Raw genomic sequence first — 17,985 nt, forward strand, 5'->3', positions numbered from 1 at the left:
GGGTAATTTCAAATTCGGTTTACACGCTGGCTCAACTCTTCCAGTTTTGCCGACATCATTTCGTGTTGACGTCTATATCTTTCGGCTATCTGTAAGGTTTTCACGCTGTATGAAAAATTGCCGTTATCCAGCCTTACCACCAATCCCGCCGCTATCAGGTCTTCCAAATCCCGGCTCACATGCACCGGCGAAATACCGAGGCCGTCTGAAATCTCTTTATTACTGACCCCGATAATCGGGTGCGCTTCCAGCGATTTAAATACGCTTAACAGCCGTTGTCCTTTGCTGCTCATCATCTGCTCCTTATTTCAAGCCGAGCTTGGAGGCGATTTCGTGGCCTTTGCCGTAGTTGCCTTTACGCTGGCCGCCGACCACCAGATAAACATCGCGCGGCTTAAAGCCGTTGTCTCTTGCCCACTGCGCCAGTGTTTGGCCGTTTTTGGCAAAATTTTCTTTTAATTTTTCAACAGTTATAGCCATAGATAGCCCCTTTCTACTGTGATAAAATAGTGAACTATTTATGCACTAGATATTTACTAGTGCATTCCTAATACGTGAATTATGAGATTTTAAAATCTCCTTTGCAAGGATTATTTTGTGATTTCCAAGTCTCTTTTCGGTAATCGTTTGAAAGAAAAAAGAAAGTTTTTAGGCTTAACTCAAGCGCAAGCTGCTGAAAAAGCGGGAATTGAGCGTGAAACATGGGGAAAATATGAGCGTGGCGTATTCATGCCTAGTGGAGACGTATTGCTCTCTTTTTTAAACATGGGGATAGATGTAAGCAGTTTATTTGCTGCCGAGATGCCTATGCCGTCTGAAAATTTAGGAATAAGCAAAGAAGAAAATGAATTGCTGGTGTGCTATCGCCAAGCTAGTGATTTGGGGCGTGCCGTCATTTTGAGTGCAGCACGCGGCGCAGAGAAAAAAGCCGCCAAAGATCATCAAGTTTCAGCCGCGGACAAAACCGCGTGATATTTAACAGACAAGGGGAGCGCCATGGAAACCGATAAACTGCTGGCGGAAGTTTCCACATTAAACGGCAAGCTGGAAAACCTGGCTTTGAAACAGCAGGCACAAGAGCAGGCTTTTTTGGATATTCTGCTCGAAATCTGCCTGCAACTGCCGCCAACCAAACAATCCAAACTGATTTTTGATTTGGACTTAACTGCCGTTCCGTCTGCAACAGTTATCCGAACCGCAAAAAGGCAGCCGCATTTATTCGATAATGAATTTCACCGACAGGCTGAGTTTTTGTCCAACCGAGAAAATCTGAATACGGTTGCAGAGCATCGGGATTATCTGATTCGGGAATTGAATACCAAAATACTTAATGTCATATGCAAAGAATAAAGAAATGCCGTCTGAAATTTTCAGACGGCATTAGGACACTCCGGCATTCTCTGGCTGCGCTGGTGTTCTGAAACGGATATTACGCAATTTGAAGCGGCCGTGCATTTTAAAGTGCATTAAAAATGACCACCCCGATATTCAGGTCATCGGACAGGTGGTGCAGATTTCCAAAGACCTTAATTGAACCAATAGAGAGCTAAACCCAAAGGTAGAAAAACAATGTCTAAGAAGGTAAGAAAGAATTTACAATATTTGCGGGCTGTACAAGACGGAAATCTGATTGATTTGGAGGGAATCCTGAGACGGGTGCTGCAGAAATTGGCATTGCATACGCAAATCATTGCTTATGGTGAGCAAACTCAAATCCAACACCGTAATCTGAATATTTTGGATTCTTCAGGCGATTTGGTTGATGGCATCTGGTTGCATATCGGTAAAGGCATGGAAAACGAACATATGCGAACCATGCGTAACCGTATCCTTTCTATCAATGATGATGGTGGGAGCCAGCCTCCGCCCGAAGGTTTTTCTTTTTTAAGTAAAGAAGCATTTCTGCATATCGACAAACATCATGTGATTTTTTGCGGAAATGGTATCCGTTCGGAGAATATTTCTTTATATTTTAAGGCATTGTCAAAAGAAGCACGTACTGATGATGATTCCATCCCCCTGTTGGATATGGAATTGCGGCCGGTGGCAAATTGCGATAAGTTACGGATGATTCAGGAACATGGTGTAAAATACATCAGTATGAATGCAAGTGCCTATCAATTATCGGTTGAACAAACTAAAAAGCCGTCATTTTTGGCAACTGTGTTACGGACTATGATTGTGGAACCAACCCAGCATGAGTTAGCACAACAAGAAGATATTCAGGCTGGTGTATTTTTGAAATTAAAGGGTAACCGTAGAGCAGCTGTTGAAGCACAAGAGCTCATGCAACGATATGCTCAAGAAGTAGTGGATGATGACGGTGGCGACAGCTTCGAGATTATTACCCAAAACGGTGAAGTAATTAAACCTGCAAATGTGAAACTCTCAAAAAGTGTATTGTTGCCTAAATTCGAGCAGACTAACGGCCTAAGTTATTTAGAAACAAGTTATGCGCTGCTGGAGTTCTTCAACGAACTTAAATCTGATAATTTGACTGAACAATGAAAAAATACCTGCCCTTTTTACGTTTTGTGCTGATTGCCTGTATATCGGCATTCTTGGCGTGGAAAGGGCAGCCTTTTGTTCATGGAAACGAGAAAGCAGTTGATTTAATTATCAACGTATTTGCAATCTTGGCCGGTTTTCTGATTGCGATTATGACGCTGTTTAGTGATATGCGGTTTGATGAAGATGCGAATTGGCGGCAAATTCAAATTCGTGAAGGCGTACAAGAACAAAGATATATCAAACATTCCATGCTCTTTTACACTTATCTGGCAGTATTGGTTTGTGTTTTTCTTGTTATATTGTTGGCTCATAAAGAAGAATATAAAAATGGACAAATAATTTTTTGGCTAGAGCGGGGATATTTATTCTTAGCCTGCATGTCCATTTTTTACTCTGTATTTTTACCCGGAAACCTAATTAAAAGCCGGAAAGAAGAGTTTCAAAAACTCATGGATAAAAAGAAACCCAAATATCCGAATTGATTTTTTAAACCCGTTTAAAAGCCCAAAAGCATAAACTCCTTCAAAATCCCTGTAACGAAACCAACCGTTACAGGGATTTTTTCATGTCTATCAATCATCAAACCGAACTGCCGTGGATAGCCGAAGCCCGCCGCCATATCGGGCTGGCAGAGATTCCGGGCAAGCAGCACAACCCCAAAATCATCAACTGGCTGAACACCCTGAATGCCTGGTGGAAAGACGACGAAACGCCGTGGTGCGGCACGTTTGTCGCCCATTGCTGCCGTGTTGCCGGGCGCGGCCTGCCGCAGCATTGGTATCGTGCCAAGGCATGGGCGGATGCGGGCACGCGCCTGCAACATCCTGCTTACGGCTGTATCGTGGTTTTCGAGCGCAAAGGCGGCGGCCATGTCGGTTTTGTGGTCGGGCAAGATGTGCAGGGCAACCTGATGGTTTTAGGCGGCAATCAGGGCAATAAAGTCAGCATTGCCAAGTTTCCCCGTAGCCGCGTTACCGCCTATGTATGGCCGTCTGAAAAAGGTAAAGCCAGCCGCCCGCTCGACAGCCGCTACAAATTGCCGCGTATTCAGATGGCCGGTGGCTTTTCGAGTAACGAAGCTTAAAGGCCGTCTGAAATGAAGAAATCACTCATCGCTTTGGCCTTATCGGCTACCGTTGCATCAAAACCGTATGTTCAAGTGCCGGCCAGATTTATGGTTGCAGACAAGCTGTCTGTGATCGTCCCGCGGGGCAGAATCGACAAATCGGGAGTGGCTGTCGCCCGCCGGGCGAAAAAGCACCGGAAAGCAAAAAAATGAAACTTTGGCTCATTGATATTCTTTACGCGATTGATGGTATTTGTAACGGCTATCTGTTGCTTTATTTAATTGCGTGTATTTTTAGAATGTTTTTTTAAAAATAACTTTCTAATCTTAGTACAGAGAAAGTGGGATTGCACTGACACCATGATGTGTATTGCATTAATAGGTGTGATTTTCATCCCGAGCAAAGATGCTCTGAAAGTTATGCTGGGTGTTTAAAATGAAATTCATCAAATGGATAGGCGGCCTGTTTACCAACCCCGCCACCGGCCAAATCAGCCACACTAAATTTTGGGCCAACGTTGCCGCCTGCGCGATGACCTATAAATTCGCCCTCCAGCCCGACGCGCCCGAGTGGCTGTTGTGGGCATACGGCGGCATGGTCGGCGGCTATGCCTTAATCAAGCGCGGTATTGCCGCCGTGCCTCAGGTCGCCCAAATCAACAAAGGGGCCGATCATGCCGATTAATCCGCTTACCCGCACCGCCGTTTCCACGGTTTTGTTTATTGCCGCCGTGCTGGCCGTCTACTTTGCCGGCCGCATCGACGGCCACCGCACCGCCATGCAAGCGGCTGAAAAAGAAAAGGCCGAAATCATCGGCACTTATCAGGCCGCAGCCTTGTCGGCGGAAATCCGATACAGCGAAAAACTGGCCGAAGCGGCCGCCGAAAAACAAAAGTGGTTCGATTTCGCGCAAGACCAAAGCGCCAAACTGGCGGCAGCCAACCGCCAATTGGATATTCAAACGGCCAAACTACAGGAGCAAATCCCCAATGCGGTTAAAAACGACGGCAACGGCTTTACTGGTATCGGTGCTGACAGCCTGCGCATCTACAACCGAGCCTTCGGCTACGCCGATTAAAGTGGTCGAGCAGCCCGTGCTGCCGCCGGTGTCTTCTGAGCTGCTGCTCGTTCACGAACGCCCCGAGCGTCTGAGCGGCGGCTCACCCCAACAACTGTTAAACCATGCCGCAGCCTACGGGGCATACTGCCAAAAGCTCGAAGCGCAGGTATCAGGCTGGCAGGCATGGTATCAACGGGAAAAACAGCAACAATGACCGACATTATCGACAAAGCGTCAGAAAACGAAGCCTTGTTCTTGGCCGAAGCCCTTTATAAAGCAGGCAGGCCGTCTGAATACCAAGGCGAAAGCAACTACGAATGCGACGACTGCGGCGGGCCGATTCCCGAAGCGCGCCGAAAAGCCGTGCCCGGCTGTACGCGCTGCGTGCTGTGCCAAGCATACTTTGAACACGGATTCCCTTAAAAATGGACAACAAAACCTTTATCAGCATTGAATTCTGGCAGCTGGTCGGCTTTCTGCTTTCCTTTCTCGGCGTGTGCTGGGGCTTCGGCAAAATGCTGTTGGCTCAATTCCAAGCCCAGCAGGACGAACGCCAAAAACAGTAGGAACGCTTGCAGGGCAAAGTGGAAATCATGGAAAAGCAGCTGGGCGAATTTAGTGCCAGCCTGCCGATGACCTATGTTTTGCGCGAAGACTACATCCGCAATCAGGTGGTATTGGAAGCCAAGCTCGACAACGTGGTCGACAAGCTCACCGAAATCTACAAAATGGAGCGTCAGCAAAAATGATCAGCCAAGAATTGATGGCCAAACAACGCCGCGAAGGAATGCGCTGGAATATCCTGAACACCTTGAACAAAGCCCGTCCGCATACCACGAGCGAAGTGTTTTTGTTGGACATCATGAACGCAATTTACCCGCAAACCACCGCCTTGGAACTGCGCCAGCAGCTCGACTATCTGGCCGACCGCAAGCTGGTGGAACTCAACAAATCGCCGCACGGCCTGTGGTTTGCCGATTTGACCAGCTTGGGCGTAGACATAGCGGAATATACGGTCGAATGCCGTGCCGGTATTGCCCGTCCTGAAAAAGTGTGGAGCTAGGCATGGCGCAACGCAGCACAATCGAAAAACTACCCGAAGCCGTCCGACACGAATTTGAACGCAAGCTCGTTGAAAACGGCTTTTCGGATTATCAAGCCATTGCCGAATGGCTGCAGGCGCAGGGCTACGAAATCAGCCGCTCGGCGGCGCACCGCTACGGCCAAAAAGTACAACGCCGCTTTGCCGCCATCAAATCCAGCACCGAAGCGGCACGCCTGATTGCCGAAGGCGCAGCCGATGAAGGCGACACCCGCAGCGAAGCGTTGATGGCCATGCTGCAAACCGAACTGTTCGATGCGCTGGTGCAAATCGGCGAAATGGACAACGAAGAATTGGGTGCGCTCGACCGTTTCGACGTAATGGCCGAAGGTGCGAAAAAAATCAGTGGTCTGATTTCCGCCAGCACGCGCCTGAAAGAATATCAGGCCAAAGTTAAGGCCAAAGTGGCGGCGGCCGAAGATGTGGCCAAGAAGGCCAAAAAAGGCGGCTTGTCCGATGAAGCTGCCGAAGCCATCCGCAAACAGATTTTGGGTATTGCCTCATGAGCGGGCGAAACATCATCGCCGAAACCATCGAAGCCTTAGGCCGCACGCCTATGGCTTTATTGCCATACCAGCAGCGTTGGTGCGCCGATAATGCGCCGGTGAAAGTTTGCGAGAAATCGCGCCGTATCGGTTTGTCGTGGGGCGAAGCGGCGGATACCGCCTTGCTGGCCGCCAGTACCAAAGGCATGAATGCTTGGTATATCGGTTACAACAAAGATATGGCCTTGGAGTTTATTAAAGAATGCGCCAACTGGGCGAAGTTTTACGGTTTGGCCGCCGGCGAAATCGAAGAAACTGAAGAAGTGTTTATTGAAGGCGACGAAAAAAAATCCGTGTTGGCTTTTGTCATCCGCTTTGCTTCGGGCTGGCGCATTACCGCTTTGTCCAGCCGTCCGTCCAACCTTCGCGGTAAACAGGGCCGCGTCATTATCGACGAGGCGGCATTCCACGAGCAACTCGGCGAGTTGCTCAAAGCGGCAATGGCTCTGCTGATGTGGGGCGGGCAGGTTCACATCATTTCCACCCATGACGGCGTGGACAACCCGTTTAACGAGCTGATTAACGATGTGCGCGCAGGAAAAAAACCATATTCCGTCCACCGCATCCCGTTTGACGAAGCGGTTTCAGACGGCCTGTACCAACGCATCTGCCTGCGCTTGGGGCATGAGTGGACGCCGGCCGGCGAAGCGGCGTGGTGTAAAGAAATCCGCGATTTTTACGGCGAAGATGCGTCCGAAGAGTTGGACTGCATCCCGAAAAACGGCGGCGGCAAATGGCTGAACCGTGCGCTGATTGAAAGCCGCATGACCCCATACGCGCCGGTTATCCGCTACGACCAGACCGACGATTTCGGCCTGTTGCCTGAACTGCGCCGCGCCCGTGAAGTGGCAGACTGGATTGCCGATACCTTGCAACCGCTGCTCGACGGTTTGGACAAAACCCGTGTGTCCTTCGTGGGTGAAGACTTCGCCCGCAGCGGCGACCGCACCGTGATCGTGCCTCTCTTGCAAAGCAAAGACCTGATTTTGAAACCGCCGTTTATCTTGGAACTCGGCAATATGCCGTTTGCCCAGCAGGAACAGATTATGCAGCATTTGTTGGCCAATCTGCCCAACCTGCGCGGCGCAGCCTTGGACGCACGAGGTAACGGCCAATCTCTGGCCGAAGCCATGCGCGACGCGTTCGGCGCGGAAGTGGTGGAGGCCGTGATGCTGTCTGAAAACTGGTACCGCAGCCATACCGCACCATTCAAGGCCGCACTGGAAGACGGCACACTCGACGGCCTGCCGCGCGATGAAGACATCTTGGCCGACCTGCGTGCGTTCGAATTGGTCAAAGGTGTGCCGCGCATTCCCGACACGCGAACCAAAGGGCAAGACGGCAGAAAACGCCACGGCGACGCGGCGATTGCTTTGGTTTTGGCGCATTACGCCAGCCGTGAACTCAATGCCGGGCCGGTGCGTGTTGCCAGCCGCCGTGTACGCCGCATCAGCAAAACCACGCATGGCTTTTAAGGCCGTCTGAAAGAGAATCCCATGAAAAAACCGCATCTCAAACTCAAATTAAACGGTCAAAACATCACTTTCAAGCCTGAAGATTTGACCGGCCATATCGCTGTTTCCCGCCAGTTTTTAAGCGGATTCGGCGGCTGGCTGCCCAATCCTGACCCGATTTTGCGCAAGATGGGCAAACAAATCTCGGTTTACCGCGAATTGTTGCGCGATGAGCTGGTCGGCAGCTTCGTGCGCCGCCGAAAAGCCGCCGTTGCCCGCCTAGACTGGAAATTAAGTGGCGATGAAGTCGATGAGCGGGTATTGAATTTTGTCGAAAATTGGCTGGTTGCTGATGTTGATGTGTATAAATTTTGCAAAGACATCATGAATGCCGCTTTTTTCGGTTATCAACCGATTGAAATTATCTGGCAGAAAGGCAGTCAATGGCTGCCGTCTGAAATCGTGGCCAAGCCGCAAGAGTGGTTTGCTTTCAATGATGACCGAGAATTGATTTTCACCGAAAACGGCTTGAGCCAAGAGCCGCTGCCGCCTTATAAATTCCTGTGTCCGCGCCATGAAGACGACTATCTTAATCCCTACGGTTTGGGTGATTTGGGCTTGGTGTTTTGGCTGGTCACTTTCAAGCGCGGCGGCCTGAAATTCTGGGTAAGTTTCACCGAAAAATACGGCGCACCATGGTTGATTGGCAAAGAGCCGCGCTCCAACACCCACAGCGACACCGAAAAGCTGCTTGACGCGTTGGAAGCCTTAATCAGCAATTCAGTCGGCACGATTCCGAATGATTCCAGCGTCGAAATCCACGAAGCCAGCGGCAAATCATCATCGGTAGATGCCTTCGACAAGCTGCTGAAAGAGTGTAAATCCGGCATCAACATCGCCTTGCTCGGCCAAGACCAAACCACCGATAAAGAAACCAACCATGCCAGTGCCAGCGCAGGCTTGGAAATCGCCGATGACATCCGCGACAGCGACCGCCGTATTGTCGAAGCGGCGTTTAATGAGCTGATTGAATGGGTGGTGTCGCTGAATTTCGGCGATGTAGTTTGCCCAAAATTCGAACTGTTTGAGAATGAAGAAGCAGGCACGAAAGAGCGTGCGGAGCGCGACAATATGTTGTCCGGCGCAGGGGTGAAATTCACTTCCCAATACTGGAAGCGCACCTATGGCTTGGAAGACGGCGATATTGTTGAAGAAGATGCCATCACCCCGACCGCCGCTGATTTTGCCGAAGGTTGGGACGGCGCAGAAACCGATGCAGGCTTGATTTTAGACACACTCGCGCCCAATGCAGGCCGTCTGAACCAACAAGGCCGCGACCTGACTGCCTTATTGGTTCAGGACTTGCAGCGCGGCGAAACCGAAGACAATATTCTCGACCGTTTGGCCGAGCAGTTCCCGAATATGGATGACACCGCCTTGCAAAACGAGCTGGCGCGCGTGATTTTCCTATCCGATTTGGTCGGTCGCATTGAAGCGCGCGGAGAATTGGCATGAATCCCGAAGACATCAAAGCCGTATTCGGTATGCAGCCCGAAGCGGCGGTCGCATATCTGAAGCAAAAAGGCGTGGACGTATCTTGGGACTGGCAGGATATGCTGGATGATGCGCACGCCACCGCGTTCACCATGGCCAAAACCGCAGGCATGGACGTGGCCAATGATATTTATCGCGCCGTTGTCAACGCCGCCGAGACCGGCCAAACGCTGGAGCAGTTCCAAAAAACACTCACGCCGGTGTTGCAAAGCAAGGGCTGGTGGGGACGCTCCCAAGCAACCAATCCCGACACCGGCGACATTCAGACGGCCACGCTCGGCACGCCGCACCGCCTGAAAACCATTTATCTGACCAATATGCAGTCGGCCTACATGGCAGGCCGCTATACCGAGATGATGGATTCGCTGGATACCCATCCGTATTGGCAATATGTCGCCATCAACGACAGCCGCACCCGCGACAGTCACCGAAAAATGCACGGCCGCGTCTATGCCGCCACCGACCCGGTGTGGAATACCATGTATCCGCCGCTGGATTTCCGCTGCCGCTGCCGCGTGCGCCCCTTATCGCGTACAGCAGGAGAAGGCAAAGTGTTGCCCAGCCCCATGTTGGAAACCCAAACTGTCGACATCGGAACAAATGAATACACCGGCGAAACCCGTTACGCCCAACGCACCGGCCTGCGGATTGACGGTAAATTCGTCGCACCGAGCGCAGGCTTCAACGCCAACCAAGGCAAAGCCATGCTCTCGCGCATGGCGGCGGTGGCGGTGCAAAAAGCACAGGCAATACATCCCGACATCGCCCGCGTTGCACTCAAAACCATGATGGGCAACGCCAAATTCAAAGCCGCATTGTCAGCGGCGGAACTGGCTTGGGTTTTGGAACTTTTGAAAGGGTAAAAAATGCTTGAAATCAGCTTAGACGCAAGCCGATTGGAACACGGTCTCGGCCAGCTGCTCAAAAACGCCACCAACACTCGCCCCATGATGCGCGCCATCGCCACCGAAATGGTCAGCCTGACGGAAGACAACTTTGAAAACGAAAGCTGGGGCGGCGAAAAGTGGAAACAAAGCAAACGCGCGGCCAATGGAGGCAAAACCCTGCAACTGACCGGCCAACTCGCCGCCAGCATCTCCACCAAAGTCGGTAACGATTTCGCCCAAATCGGCAGCAACAAAAAATACGCGGCCATCCACCACCTCGGCGGCCAAGCCGGACGCGGCAGAAAAGTCACCATCCCGGCCAGACCATACCTCCCCATCAACGGCAGCGGCCAACTACAAAACGGAGCCGAGAAAAAACTCATCGACATCGCCATCGAATCACTCAGAGCAGGTCTCTAAAAAAGCAAAAACGGGCAAAATCTGCCCGTTTATTTTCTTTGCACTCTATGAAATGCTATTTCACAAATCCAATCCCACCAAAACCCATTCCAGCCCGCCTCATCCCATTTATCTCACAGAGTCTATATATTTATCTCAATGGGTTTCAGTCGGACGGGCAAAACAGCAGTCAAAGAGATGTACTGTCTCGAATATTTGGCAACCAACCCTTTCCAAGAAGAAGGGATTGTGGCGCCGCGTTTGCAGCAGAGCCAAACGAATCTGATGTATCACTTGGATGCGATACGACGCTCGCCGATTCTGACGGGCTACATCGCGCATAAAAACGGCCGACGCCAAATGGCCGACCTGCGCTACCAGTTTGAAAACGGCAGCAAGGCCGTCTGCTACGGGATTATGAGCCAGATCGACGGCGACGGTTTGAGCATCGGCTCGCTGGAAGAAATCGATGATATGCCTTCAGACCGCCTGTTTTCACGGTTTTTGCCGATGCTGGGTTCGGCGCGGCGCTTGGGTGTTGATTCAGGCGTGAAGTTCGACCCGCAGATACGCATTACCGGCGTTTACAAGGGCGCGGACGTGCTGTCTGAACTGATTAATACGGGCGGCTACCACATCTTGCCGCCGGTTGATGTGTATCTCGGCATGGAACTGGGCATTTTGAACCAGGCATTTATCGACGAGATGAAATCCCAGTTGCCTGAAGCCGAGTATCTGCGCCAGTTTTTGTGCATGAACGTGGCCGCGCAGAACTGGATTTGGGAAAAATATATCCGCCGCGCGATGGCAGTGGGTTTGCAGTCGGGCATTCAGGCCGCCTGCCCGATGCCGGGCGGGCGGTATAAGAAGCGCGGGCTGTTGAGTTTCGGCTACGACCATTCGGGGCACGGCGAATCTGCCCATGCTTCCAAGTCTGCGCTCGTGGTTTGCGAGCAGATTGGGATTTTCGCTACTTTCCCGTTTGTGAAAACGTGGCCTGCCGGTACGGACGATGCGGTGGTTCAGCGGGATTTGCTCGGATTTTGGCAATATTTTATGCCGGATTACGCAATGGGCGACGCCTACGGTTTGGGTATGCTCACCGGCCTGAACGACCAGCTTTTTGCGCGCGGTTTAACCGACATCGACCGCCGAACCATAGGCGACGGCCAATCCACGGCATCGACGTGGCAGCATTGGCCGTTCGCGCCCATCCGCTTTGAAGGCATGGTGAAACACAATATGGCCAGCCTGTTGCGGCAGGCGTTCCACAATAATCAGGCTGCGATTCCGTATGTTGACGACGGTTCGGACGCGCTGAAAACGAAAAACGACGCCAACACGAGCTGGGGGCCGAGCGTGCTGGATTTGGTGCAGGCAGAAAGCTCCGATTTCGCTGCCTTTATCCGCCAGCTCGGAAACATTAAGGTGGAGCCGGCGAAAGGCTCGGCTTATAACTCTTACAAGATGGCAAACCCGAAAATCGGCGACGATATGTTTGATGCGGCCTGCGCGGCGATTATGGCGCTGCTGACGGCGGGTGCGGATACTTATGTGCCGTCGGTCATTCAGACGCGGGCGGTATCTCAGGCGGATTTGCTGGGGATACGGTGATGACAAAACCTTTGAGCGAAGCAGAGCGCGCCCGGGCGGCGGAAATGAAGCAGCAATGGATCGAAGCATTCGGCGACGACAGCGTTATCCGCGAATTGTATAAGGTCGGCCTGATAGACGGCTGGCGTGATGTTGTATCGGTAAGGAAACTAAATGGGAATGATGAGCTGGCTGTTCCGCCGGAAGGAAACGGCGGTTGAAGAGAGGCCGTCTGAATACGAAATCGGTATGCGAACCACGCCGGAACGTGCGACGCATATCGAATATTCGTGGCAAGGCATAGACTACCACCACCGCGCCGTTGTGGCCGACATCCGCCGCATGGACAAAGAAGACGGCCGTGTGAAGCGCATACACAATCGCGTGGCGCGCGATGTTACGCGCGGCGGCCTGGTGCTGCTCCAAGCCACAGAAAATGAGCGAATTAAGAAAGAGTGGCAGGCGTTTGAGCAGCGGCTTGAGCTGAACAATGCGCAGAAACTGAAATCGGACGCACGCGGGCTGGTGATGGAAGGCAACCTGCCAATCCAGTGGGTGTTGAACGACGCGCAGCAGGTGGCGCGTGCGGTGCGTATGCCGTCTGAAACCATACGCCCGAATGTTTTGCCGAATGGCCAGTTTAGAGATGTTCAGACGGCCTATGCCCAACACGATTACCGCAGCGGCAAAGATATTGCGACGTTTGCGCTTTGGCAGATGACGCTGGCGCGGCTCGACCCCGACAACTACGATGATTTATCTTGTTTCGGGCGGCCTTTTATGGATGCGAGCAGGGAAATTTGGCGGAAACTCCGCATGACCGATACGGATTTGGTTATCCGCCGCCACCACCGCAGCCCGATGCGGCTGGCTCATGTGCTGGAAAACGCCACCCGTGAAGAGATGGAGCAATACCGCGAAGCAACCGAAGCCAATAAAGACCTGATTACCACTGATTTTTATCTGAATAAAAAAGGCGGTGTCGCAGCCGTTCAGGGCGATGCAACGATGGGCGAAATCGGCGACGTGGTTTATCTGCTCGACAGTTTTTTTGCGGGAAGCCCGTTGCCCAAAGGTTTGATGGGCTACACCGACGGCATGGCGCGGGATATCCTCGAAGACCTGAAGCGCGACTACTACGACGAAGTCGACCAGTTGCAGGACGTGTTGGCATGGGCTTATACGCAGGGCTTCCGCCTGCATCTGCTGCTTCAGGGCATCAACCCCGACGGGCAGACTTTCCATATTACCTTCGCCGAGCGCCGCACCGAAACCTTGAGCCAAACCACCGACCGCGCGCTGAAACTGCAAGCATTGGGTATGCCGCAATCGATGATCTGGGAAGAAATGGGTTACAACGCCGGCGACGTGGAAAAACGCCGTACCGACGATGCGAAGCGTTACGACCCCTACCCGCAGACCGGTCAGAAAGTGAGCATCACGCCCGGCAACGCGCCTAAAGGCGAGAGCGCAACCAGTGTGAGTAACCGATGAGCAAGGCCGAAAAAATCCGCAAGGCCACGCTGGCCGCCGTTGCCCAGCGCGACGCCTATGTGAACGAAACCACCGACGACATCGCAGAGATGTACCGCAAGGCCGCCGACGATATGGCCGCGCAGATACGCGGCAGCGACGGGCGGCGGATAGAGCCGCTGGAACTGCACGCGCTGTTACAGGCAACGGCGGCGGTGTTGCGTCGTTTGAATACCCTGCGCGATGCGCGGCTGGAAAACGACCTGAACACGCTGGCGGTGATGGCGGGAATGCCGTTCGGCGACACGCTGACCTTTTCCCGGCGCGAACGGGCGAAAGATGCCGCGGTGTCGTTCGTGAAAAACTTCGTGCATTCAGACGGCCTGCAACTTTCAGACAGGCTTTGGCGCTTGAGCCGCCATGCCGCCGATACGGTGGCCGAGCATCTGAAAGCGGCGGTTGGCAACGGCGACGATGCTTTTCACGCCGTGATGGGCAGTTTGGGCAGCGGCGCCGATGTGCCGCCGCATATCGCCAAAGCCTACGATGCCAGCCGCGCCGGCGCGCTGCGGCAAAGCCTGCGCGATATTATGACGGGCAGCCCCGACCCGACCACGGGCGGCGGCGTGGTGTATCAGGCGGAGCGTCTCTTCCGCACCGAACTGATACGGGCGCACGGAGAAGCCTATATGGGCATGGCGTTTGAAACCGAAGGCGTGCGCGGCGTGCGCTTTATGCTATCGCCACGCCACCCGAAGCCCGACATCTGCGACACCCACGCATCGTCGGATTTATACGGGCTGGGTGCGGGCGTGTATCCAAACCGCGAAAGCTGCCCGTGGCCGGCGCACCCGAACACGTTTAGTTATGTGGTGGCGGTGTTTGATGATGAGGCCGGTGGTTCTGGGAAAGACAAGGCTGAATCATCTGCGAAAACCCAATACCCATCTGTTTATGAGGATTCTTTCCCCAAATCCTATCAATCTTTAAAGCATCATGTTGATGTGTTGAAAGCCCGTGGCGCCGACACGGACAGGTTACGGCGCGAGCTTGGCCAGAAAAAGCGGTGGGTTGCCGCCGGCCTGTCTTCGGAGCAGAAATCATGGCTGAACACTCAGGCCGGGTATGTGTTTTTGTCTGACGAAACTTTAATCAAACAGTTTGCCCACCATGCCGGGCAGCCTGTTTTTATGAAACACTATCTGAATTTGCAGCATCTGATTGATAATGCCCAGGTGGTGGCGCGCAGTAACGAAAGCTCGGTGATGTTTTTTCAAGAAGATGAAAGGGTGATGAAGGCGGTGTTGAAAACAACCCGCGACGGCAGCGAAGTATATTTGACTTCACTGCACGTTTCAGACATGAAGGCGGTGAAGCGGGCGCTGAAAAAAGAAACCGTATTCAAAAACGAATACGGTTCTTTATAGCAAGAAAACAGACTGCGGCCGGGCTGGGAATCACCGGCACGTGCTCGCAATGGCTACGGCCCCCAGATTATCACCGTGTTTCACAGCCTGCTTGCTACGTTTTCAATATAGTGCCAGCTGCGTGGTTTGTCAAACTTAAAGGCCGTCTGAAATTTCAGACGGCCTGTTTTTTAGGCTTATTTAATTTCTGTGCGTTGTTTGCCTTTTTCTGTAAACCAAATGTGATATTTTTTTCCTTTTGATTCTTCTACGGATTTCTCAAGCTTTCCATTAATCGCATCCATAAAAGCAAATGATGCCACACTATCGTTGCCACCTTTCAGCATTTCTTTTCTGATAAGTTGGTTGTCAACAAAAACCATACTTTTTATGAATTGGCAGTTTTTATCACATTCAAATACCGAATACACTTGGTTTTCTTTCCCATAGATTTGGTATTTACCGTCTTTTTCACCGGCGAATCGGATCATAATAATATTACTGGCCGCTTGACCTGCGTTTGCCTGATCTTGGCTGATTGCGGATTCGTATCCATATTCTTGACCATCTTGTAATGAGTAAAAATGATCGGGAATTGTAGATTGCTTTTCCTGTTTGAGGATTTCCTCCTGTGGTGTTTGTGTATCGGATTGGCTACAAGCAGCCACCGCTACCGCCACTAACAATACAAGATATTTTTTCATAGGTTATCCTTTTTATATGTAAGTAAATAGACGGTTTTATTTTACTGATTTGCTTTAATTTATGCTAAAAAATGGCGATGCTATTTGACTTTTAGATAACCTTGTTGTTAAATAGCTGCATTGCTTCAATCAGCAATACGGGTTTGGAAGCCCGTTCAAGAGGCAGACGCGCCGCTGCCGAGCATCTTGAATGCCTAGCGGTATTTTTACGTCTGTAACACTTCGCAACCTATGGGGCGCGAAGGCAGGAGGCTTCGCGCCTACCGGTTCCTTTTGCCGGTCTTCCAACCTGCCTTCTGCGCCCCGCCTCACGTTTGGAAGCGTGAGTATTAAATTCAAAAGGAACCATCATGAACAAATCAAGAAAATTAAGCCTGAATACCCGCCCGAATATCCACGACGCGATAGACGAGCTTTACGGCACACGGCAGGCTTTCGACGGTATGCTTACCCTGCTTTCCTGTACCAACTCTGAAAAAATCGAAATAGAAACGCTGGTGCAGTTTCTGAAATCCTTTTCACTACGGTTGAATATGTGTGAAAAAGTGTTGCAGAAAGCCGCCGGAGAAGAGTTTGCAGATGCCGCCTGATTTTTTTTAATCCTTAACTTCGCTTTTCCGACAATATCAGGCCGTCTGAAACCATTTGCCCGAACACAGGAAAATGGTTTCAGACGGCCTTTTTTCTTGCCTAAAATCATACTGTTTTACATCTTTAATCCCGCTTAATCTTGGCCTTATCTTGAATACGGATAAGGCCATGTTTTCTTTTCCACGCATTATCAAACTTTCCGAATCCACCCGCACCGAGCCGCTGCGCGTGTGCTCCGCTCCCGCGACCTTGCCGCAATCGGGCAAGAAAACGTCGTGGGTAACGATTACGCGCGTGGGCAGCTTTACTGACCCGCGCTACGGCCGCTTTGAGATTACCGCGCCCATGCTGTTGAGCATGGTGAAGAATTTTGAAGACGGCGTGGTTGGGCAGGATGTGTTTTTAGACGTGAACCACAATCCGGGCGACGGCTCGGCGGCGAAAATCCTGAAGCTGTCGGTTGAAGGCAACCGCCTGCTCGGGCTGGTGGAATGGACGGATTTCGGTTTGAAGGCGGTGAAAGAGCGCGGCTTTACCTATTTGAGCGCCGAATATCACGATAACTGGCAGGACAACGAAGCCGGCCTGTTTCACGGCGCTACCCTGCTGGGCGCGGGTTTGACGGTGCGGCCCGTTATCAAGCGCCTTGACCCTGTAACGCTGTCGTGTGAGGCCGACGGCTCGACTTTGTTTTGTCGGAATTGGCCGACGATTTGATTACGAAAGCGAATGCCCCAAATATGGAGGAGATACTCGCCTGTGCAAAATCTTACACTGACCGTGAAACTTTGCTGATTGAAAAACTGGAAAGCATCGACAGAGGACCTGAATATACACCAATATAGTGATGTTGACCTGAAGAGCAACGTGAATGTGCTGAAGGGTGTAATTATGAAATCGAAGTCATCTGAAAAAATTTGGACAATGCTACAGCATTTTATTGATCAAATCAACGTGTGCGATGATGGAATCATGATCCACTACCGCAGTTAATTATTAAAGAAAAATGCCCTGAACCAAATGTGGTTAGAGTATGGATATTTGGCTCCCCAACCTGGGCTCGAACCAGGGACCTGCGGATTAACAGTCCGTTGCTCTACCGACTGAGCTATCGGGGAAATAGAGTCAATTATAGCGATGATTTGGAAAGTGTCAATATTTTTTACGTTATTTTTTTACCTTAAACACCAGTAAATCGAATCGGGAGTCTAAGAATCAAAATTAATTTTAAAGGATTCCTCTCAGCATCTTCATCCCAGCATCTTCAACAGCATGCTCAGCATAGCCCAAAAAGATTCGGTACCGTTGATATACTGTGTACTACAGGCAAACTTATTATTGCCATAGTTACTCCTAAATAATATTTTGCAAAGCTATACCGACCCATTTTGGATATCTTCAGTATAAACTACGTTTTTAACCGCAATATGACCTCGGATGGCCTTCTACAATGTAGGTTTGGATGCATCCGAAACAGTTCCTATATAAACTTACCTTTGCATTTTAGGATGAAGGGAGCGATGATTTTACCGCCCGCACCAAGCCGCACTTGGTACCGAAAAATTCCATGATACCACCTCAAAATATCTGCCACCAATGTTCACAAGCTAAGTACCGATGCAATATATTGGGGAGTGCT

At 51.3% G+C, this 17,985-nt stretch carries 24 protein-coding genes, 1 tRNA gene and 1 pseudogene; 22 read left to right on the forward strand and 4 right to left on the reverse strand.

The features are described from left to right. Window positions 1-8 precede the first annotated feature (8 nt). Together H7A79_RS05585 and H7A79_RS05590 are read right to left on the reverse strand one after the other, a co-directional pair. Window positions 9-296 carry an IclR family transcriptional regulator gene (locus H7A79_RS05585; RefSeq protein WP_187001307.1) on the reverse strand — a complete coding sequence of 96 codons (288 nt, stop codon included), beginning with the start codon at window positions 294-296 and terminating at the stop codon, window positions 9-11. 7 nt (window positions 297-303) lie between these two features. Beyond that, entirely contained in the window at window positions 304-480 is a 177-nt protein-coding gene (locus H7A79_RS05590) for a DNA-binding protein (RefSeq protein ID WP_187001308.1), read from the reverse strand. A 117-nt stretch (window positions 481-597) separates the two neighbouring features. On the opposite strand from H7A79_RS05590, the gene H7A79_RS05595 reads away from it, so the two are divergent. The 20 genes and pseudogenes from H7A79_RS05595 (at window position 598) to H7A79_RS05690 (ending at window position 15,072) form a co-directional block, all read left to right on the forward strand. Then, window positions 598-972 carry a helix-turn-helix transcriptional regulator gene (locus H7A79_RS05595; RefSeq protein ID WP_187001309.1) on the forward strand — a complete coding sequence of 125 codons (375 nt, stop codon included), beginning with the start codon at window positions 598-600 and terminating at the stop codon, window positions 970-972. 24 nt (window positions 973-996) lie between these two features. After that, entirely contained in the window at window positions 997-1,350 is a 354-nt protein-coding gene (locus H7A79_RS05600) for a hypothetical protein (RefSeq protein ID WP_187001310.1), read from the forward strand. A 219-nt stretch (window positions 1,351-1,569) separates the two neighbouring features. Next, window positions 1,570-2,508 (forward strand): hypothetical protein, encoded by a 939-nt coding sequence (locus H7A79_RS05605; RefSeq protein WP_187001311.1) that lies wholly within the window; start codon window positions 1,570-1,572, stop codon window positions 2,506-2,508. Next, window positions 2,505-2,993: a hypothetical protein gene (locus H7A79_RS05610; protein WP_187001312.1), complete on the forward strand. Its 489-nt coding sequence runs from the start codon at window positions 2,505-2,507 to the stop codon at window positions 2,991-2,993. Before H7A79_RS05605 ends, H7A79_RS05610 begins: the two co-directional genes overlap by 4 nt. Window positions 2,994-3,082: 89 nt before the next feature. Continuing rightward, window positions 3,083-3,595 (forward strand): TIGR02594 family protein, encoded by a 513-nt coding sequence (locus H7A79_RS05615; protein WP_377057847.1) that lies wholly within the window; start codon window positions 3,083-3,085, stop codon window positions 3,593-3,595. A 418-nt stretch (window positions 3,596-4,013) separates the two neighbouring features. Beyond that, window positions 4,014-4,262 (forward strand): hypothetical protein, encoded by a 249-nt coding sequence (locus tag H7A79_RS05620; RefSeq protein WP_187001314.1) that lies wholly within the window; start codon window positions 4,014-4,016, stop codon window positions 4,260-4,262. After that, window positions 4,252-4,656: a hypothetical protein gene (locus H7A79_RS05625; RefSeq protein WP_187001315.1), complete on the forward strand. Its 405-nt coding sequence runs from the start codon at window positions 4,252-4,254 to the stop codon at window positions 4,654-4,656. The genes H7A79_RS05620 and H7A79_RS05625 overlap by 11 nt, the downstream gene beginning before the upstream one ends. Before the next feature lies 1 nt (window position 4,657). Then, complete coding sequence (locus H7A79_RS05630) at window positions 4,658-4,852, forward strand: hypothetical protein (protein ID WP_187001763.1); 195 nt, start codon at window positions 4,658-4,660, stop codon at window positions 4,850-4,852. After that, a complete protein-coding gene (locus H7A79_RS05635) occupies window positions 4,849-5,061 on the forward strand; it encodes a TraR/DksA family transcriptional regulator (RefSeq protein WP_187001316.1) in 213 nt (70 codons plus the stop codon). Before H7A79_RS05630 ends, H7A79_RS05635 begins: the two co-directional genes overlap by 4 nt. A 2-nt stretch (window positions 5,062-5,063) precedes the next feature. Further along, a pseudogene (locus tag H7A79_RS05640) lies at window positions 5,064-5,387 on the forward strand (hypothetical protein). Beyond that, window positions 5,384-5,701: a hypothetical protein gene (locus H7A79_RS05645; protein ID WP_187001317.1), complete on the forward strand. Its 318-nt coding sequence runs from the start codon at window positions 5,384-5,386 to the stop codon at window positions 5,699-5,701. The pseudogene H7A79_RS05640 and the gene H7A79_RS05645 overlap by 4 nt, the downstream one beginning before the upstream one ends. Before the next feature lie 2 nt (window positions 5,702-5,703). Next, window positions 5,704-6,246, forward strand: coding sequence for a DUF3486 family protein (locus H7A79_RS05650; protein WP_187001318.1), 543 nt, complete (start codon window positions 5,704-5,706; stop codon window positions 6,244-6,246). After that, window positions 6,243-7,760, forward strand: coding sequence for a terminase large subunit domain-containing protein (locus H7A79_RS05655; protein ID WP_187001319.1), 1,518 nt, complete (start codon window positions 6,243-6,245; stop codon window positions 7,758-7,760). Before H7A79_RS05650 ends, H7A79_RS05655 begins: the two co-directional genes overlap by 4 nt. A gap of 21 nt (window positions 7,761-7,781) precedes the next feature. Further along, window positions 7,782-9,254 carry a DUF935 domain-containing protein gene (locus H7A79_RS05660; protein WP_187001320.1) on the forward strand — a complete coding sequence of 491 codons (1,473 nt, stop codon included), beginning with the start codon at window positions 7,782-7,784 and terminating at the stop codon, window positions 9,252-9,254. After that, the gene (locus H7A79_RS05665) at window positions 9,251-10,156 is read left to right on the forward strand and encodes a phage head morphogenesis protein (protein ID WP_187001321.1); all 906 of its coding nucleotides are present in this window, start codon (window positions 9,251-9,253) and stop codon (window positions 10,154-10,156) included. Before H7A79_RS05660 ends, H7A79_RS05665 begins: the two co-directional genes overlap by 4 nt. 3 nt (window positions 10,157-10,159) lie before the next feature. After that, window positions 10,160-10,600, forward strand: coding sequence for a phage virion morphogenesis protein (locus tag H7A79_RS05670; protein WP_187001322.1), 441 nt, complete (start codon window positions 10,160-10,162; stop codon window positions 10,598-10,600). A gap of 177 nt (window positions 10,601-10,777) precedes the next feature. Next, a complete protein-coding gene (locus H7A79_RS05675) occupies window positions 10,778-12,193 on the forward strand; it encodes a hypothetical protein (RefSeq protein WP_187001323.1) in 1,416 nt (471 codons plus the stop codon). Further along, on the forward strand, window positions 12,193-12,393 hold the full coding sequence (locus tag H7A79_RS05680) for a hypothetical protein (protein ID WP_187001324.1): 201 nt from the start codon (window positions 12,193-12,195) through the stop codon (window positions 12,391-12,393). Before H7A79_RS05675 ends, H7A79_RS05680 begins: the two co-directional genes overlap by 1 nt. Beyond that, entirely contained in the window at window positions 12,347-13,666 is a 1,320-nt protein-coding gene (locus tag H7A79_RS05685; RefSeq protein ID WP_187001325.1) for a hypothetical protein, read from the forward strand. Before H7A79_RS05680 ends, H7A79_RS05685 begins: the two co-directional genes overlap by 47 nt. Further along, window positions 13,663-15,072 (forward strand): hypothetical protein, encoded by a 1,410-nt coding sequence (locus H7A79_RS05690; protein WP_187001326.1) that lies wholly within the window; start codon window positions 13,663-13,665, stop codon window positions 15,070-15,072. Before H7A79_RS05685 ends, H7A79_RS05690 begins: the two co-directional genes overlap by 4 nt. A gap of 176 nt (window positions 15,073-15,248) precedes the next feature. On the opposite strand, the gene H7A79_RS05695 is transcribed toward H7A79_RS05690, so the two are convergent. Continuing rightward, window positions 15,249-15,755: a hypothetical protein gene (locus H7A79_RS05695; protein WP_187001327.1), complete on the reverse strand. Its 507-nt coding sequence runs from the start codon at window positions 15,753-15,755 to the stop codon at window positions 15,249-15,251. A 350-nt stretch (window positions 15,756-16,105) separates the two neighbouring features. On the opposite strand from H7A79_RS05695, the gene H7A79_RS05700 reads away from it, so the two are divergent. Together H7A79_RS05700 and H7A79_RS05705 are read left to right on the forward strand one after the other, a co-directional pair. Continuing rightward, entirely contained in the window at window positions 16,106-16,345 is a 240-nt protein-coding gene (locus tag H7A79_RS05700) for a hypothetical protein (protein ID WP_187001328.1), read from the forward strand. Window positions 16,346-16,514: 169 nt separating this feature from the next. Further along, window positions 16,515-17,063 (forward strand): phage protease, encoded by a 549-nt coding sequence (locus tag H7A79_RS05705; RefSeq protein WP_187001329.1) that lies wholly within the window; start codon window positions 16,515-16,517, stop codon window positions 17,061-17,063. Window positions 17,064-17,388: 325 nt separating this feature from the next. Here H7A79_RS05705 and H7A79_RS05710 read toward each other — a convergent pair. Next, window positions 17,389-17,464, reverse strand: a tRNA-Asn gene (locus H7A79_RS05710). Window positions 17,465-17,985 lie beyond the last annotated feature (521 nt).

This window comes from Neisseria musculi, from assembly GCF_014297595.2.
GTDB lineage: Bacteria > Pseudomonadota > Gammaproteobacteria > Burkholderiales > Neisseriaceae > Neisseria > Neisseria musculi.

Coding starts and splice junctions, on each gene's coding strand:
- H7A79_RS05585 (WP_187001307.1), bottom strand. CDS start 296: ATGATGAGCAGCAAAGGACAACGGCTGTTAAGCGTATTTAAATCGCTG.
- H7A79_RS05590 (WP_187001308.1), bottom strand. CDS start 480: ATGGCTATAACTGTTGAAAAATTAAAAGAAAATTTTGCCAAAAACGGC.
- H7A79_RS05600 (WP_187001310.1), top strand. CDS start 997: ATGGAAACCGATAAACTGCTGGCGGAAGTTTCCACATTAAACGGCAAG.
- H7A79_RS05605 (WP_187001311.1), top strand. CDS start 1,570: ATGTCTAAGAAGGTAAGAAAGAATTTACAATATTTGCGGGCTGTACAA.
- H7A79_RS05610 (WP_187001312.1), top strand. CDS start 2,505: ATGAAAAAATACCTGCCCTTTTTACGTTTTGTGCTGATTGCCTGTATA.
- H7A79_RS05620 (WP_187001314.1), top strand. CDS start 4,014: ATGAAATTCATCAAATGGATAGGCGGCCTGTTTACCAACCCCGCCACC.
- H7A79_RS05625 (WP_187001315.1), top strand. CDS start 4,252: ATGCCGATTAATCCGCTTACCCGCACCGCCGTTTCCACGGTTTTGTTT.
- H7A79_RS05635 (WP_187001316.1), top strand. CDS start 4,849: ATGACCGACATTATCGACAAAGCGTCAGAAAACGAAGCCTTGTTCTTG.
- H7A79_RS05645 (WP_187001317.1), top strand. CDS start 5,384: ATGATCAGCCAAGAATTGATGGCCAAACAACGCCGCGAAGGAATGCGC.
- H7A79_RS05650 (WP_187001318.1), top strand. CDS start 5,704: ATGGCGCAACGCAGCACAATCGAAAAACTACCCGAAGCCGTCCGACAC.
- H7A79_RS05655 (WP_187001319.1), top strand. CDS start 6,243: ATGAGCGGGCGAAACATCATCGCCGAAACCATCGAAGCCTTAGGCCGC.
- H7A79_RS05660 (WP_187001320.1), top strand. CDS start 7,782: ATGAAAAAACCGCATCTCAAACTCAAATTAAACGGTCAAAACATCACT.
- H7A79_RS05665 (WP_187001321.1), top strand. CDS start 9,251: ATGAATCCCGAAGACATCAAAGCCGTATTCGGTATGCAGCCCGAAGCG.
- H7A79_RS05670 (WP_187001322.1), top strand. CDS start 10,160: ATGCTTGAAATCAGCTTAGACGCAAGCCGATTGGAACACGGTCTCGGC.
- H7A79_RS05675 (WP_187001323.1), top strand. CDS start 10,778: ATGTACTGTCTCGAATATTTGGCAACCAACCCTTTCCAAGAAGAAGGG.
- H7A79_RS05680 (WP_187001324.1), top strand. CDS start 12,193: ATGACAAAACCTTTGAGCGAAGCAGAGCGCGCCCGGGCGGCGGAAATG.
- H7A79_RS05685 (WP_187001325.1), top strand. CDS start 12,347: ATGGGAATGATGAGCTGGCTGTTCCGCCGGAAGGAAACGGCGGTTGAA.
- H7A79_RS05690 (WP_187001326.1), top strand. CDS start 13,663: ATGAGCAAGGCCGAAAAAATCCGCAAGGCCACGCTGGCCGCCGTTGCC.
- H7A79_RS05695 (WP_187001327.1), bottom strand. CDS start 15,755: ATGAAAAAATATCTTGTATTGTTAGTGGCGGTAGCGGTGGCTGCTTGT.
- H7A79_RS05700 (WP_187001328.1), top strand. CDS start 16,106: ATGAACAAATCAAGAAAATTAAGCCTGAATACCCGCCCGAATATCCAC.
- H7A79_RS05705 (WP_187001329.1), top strand. CDS start 16,515: ATGTTTTCTTTTCCACGCATTATCAAACTTTCCGAATCCACCCGCACC.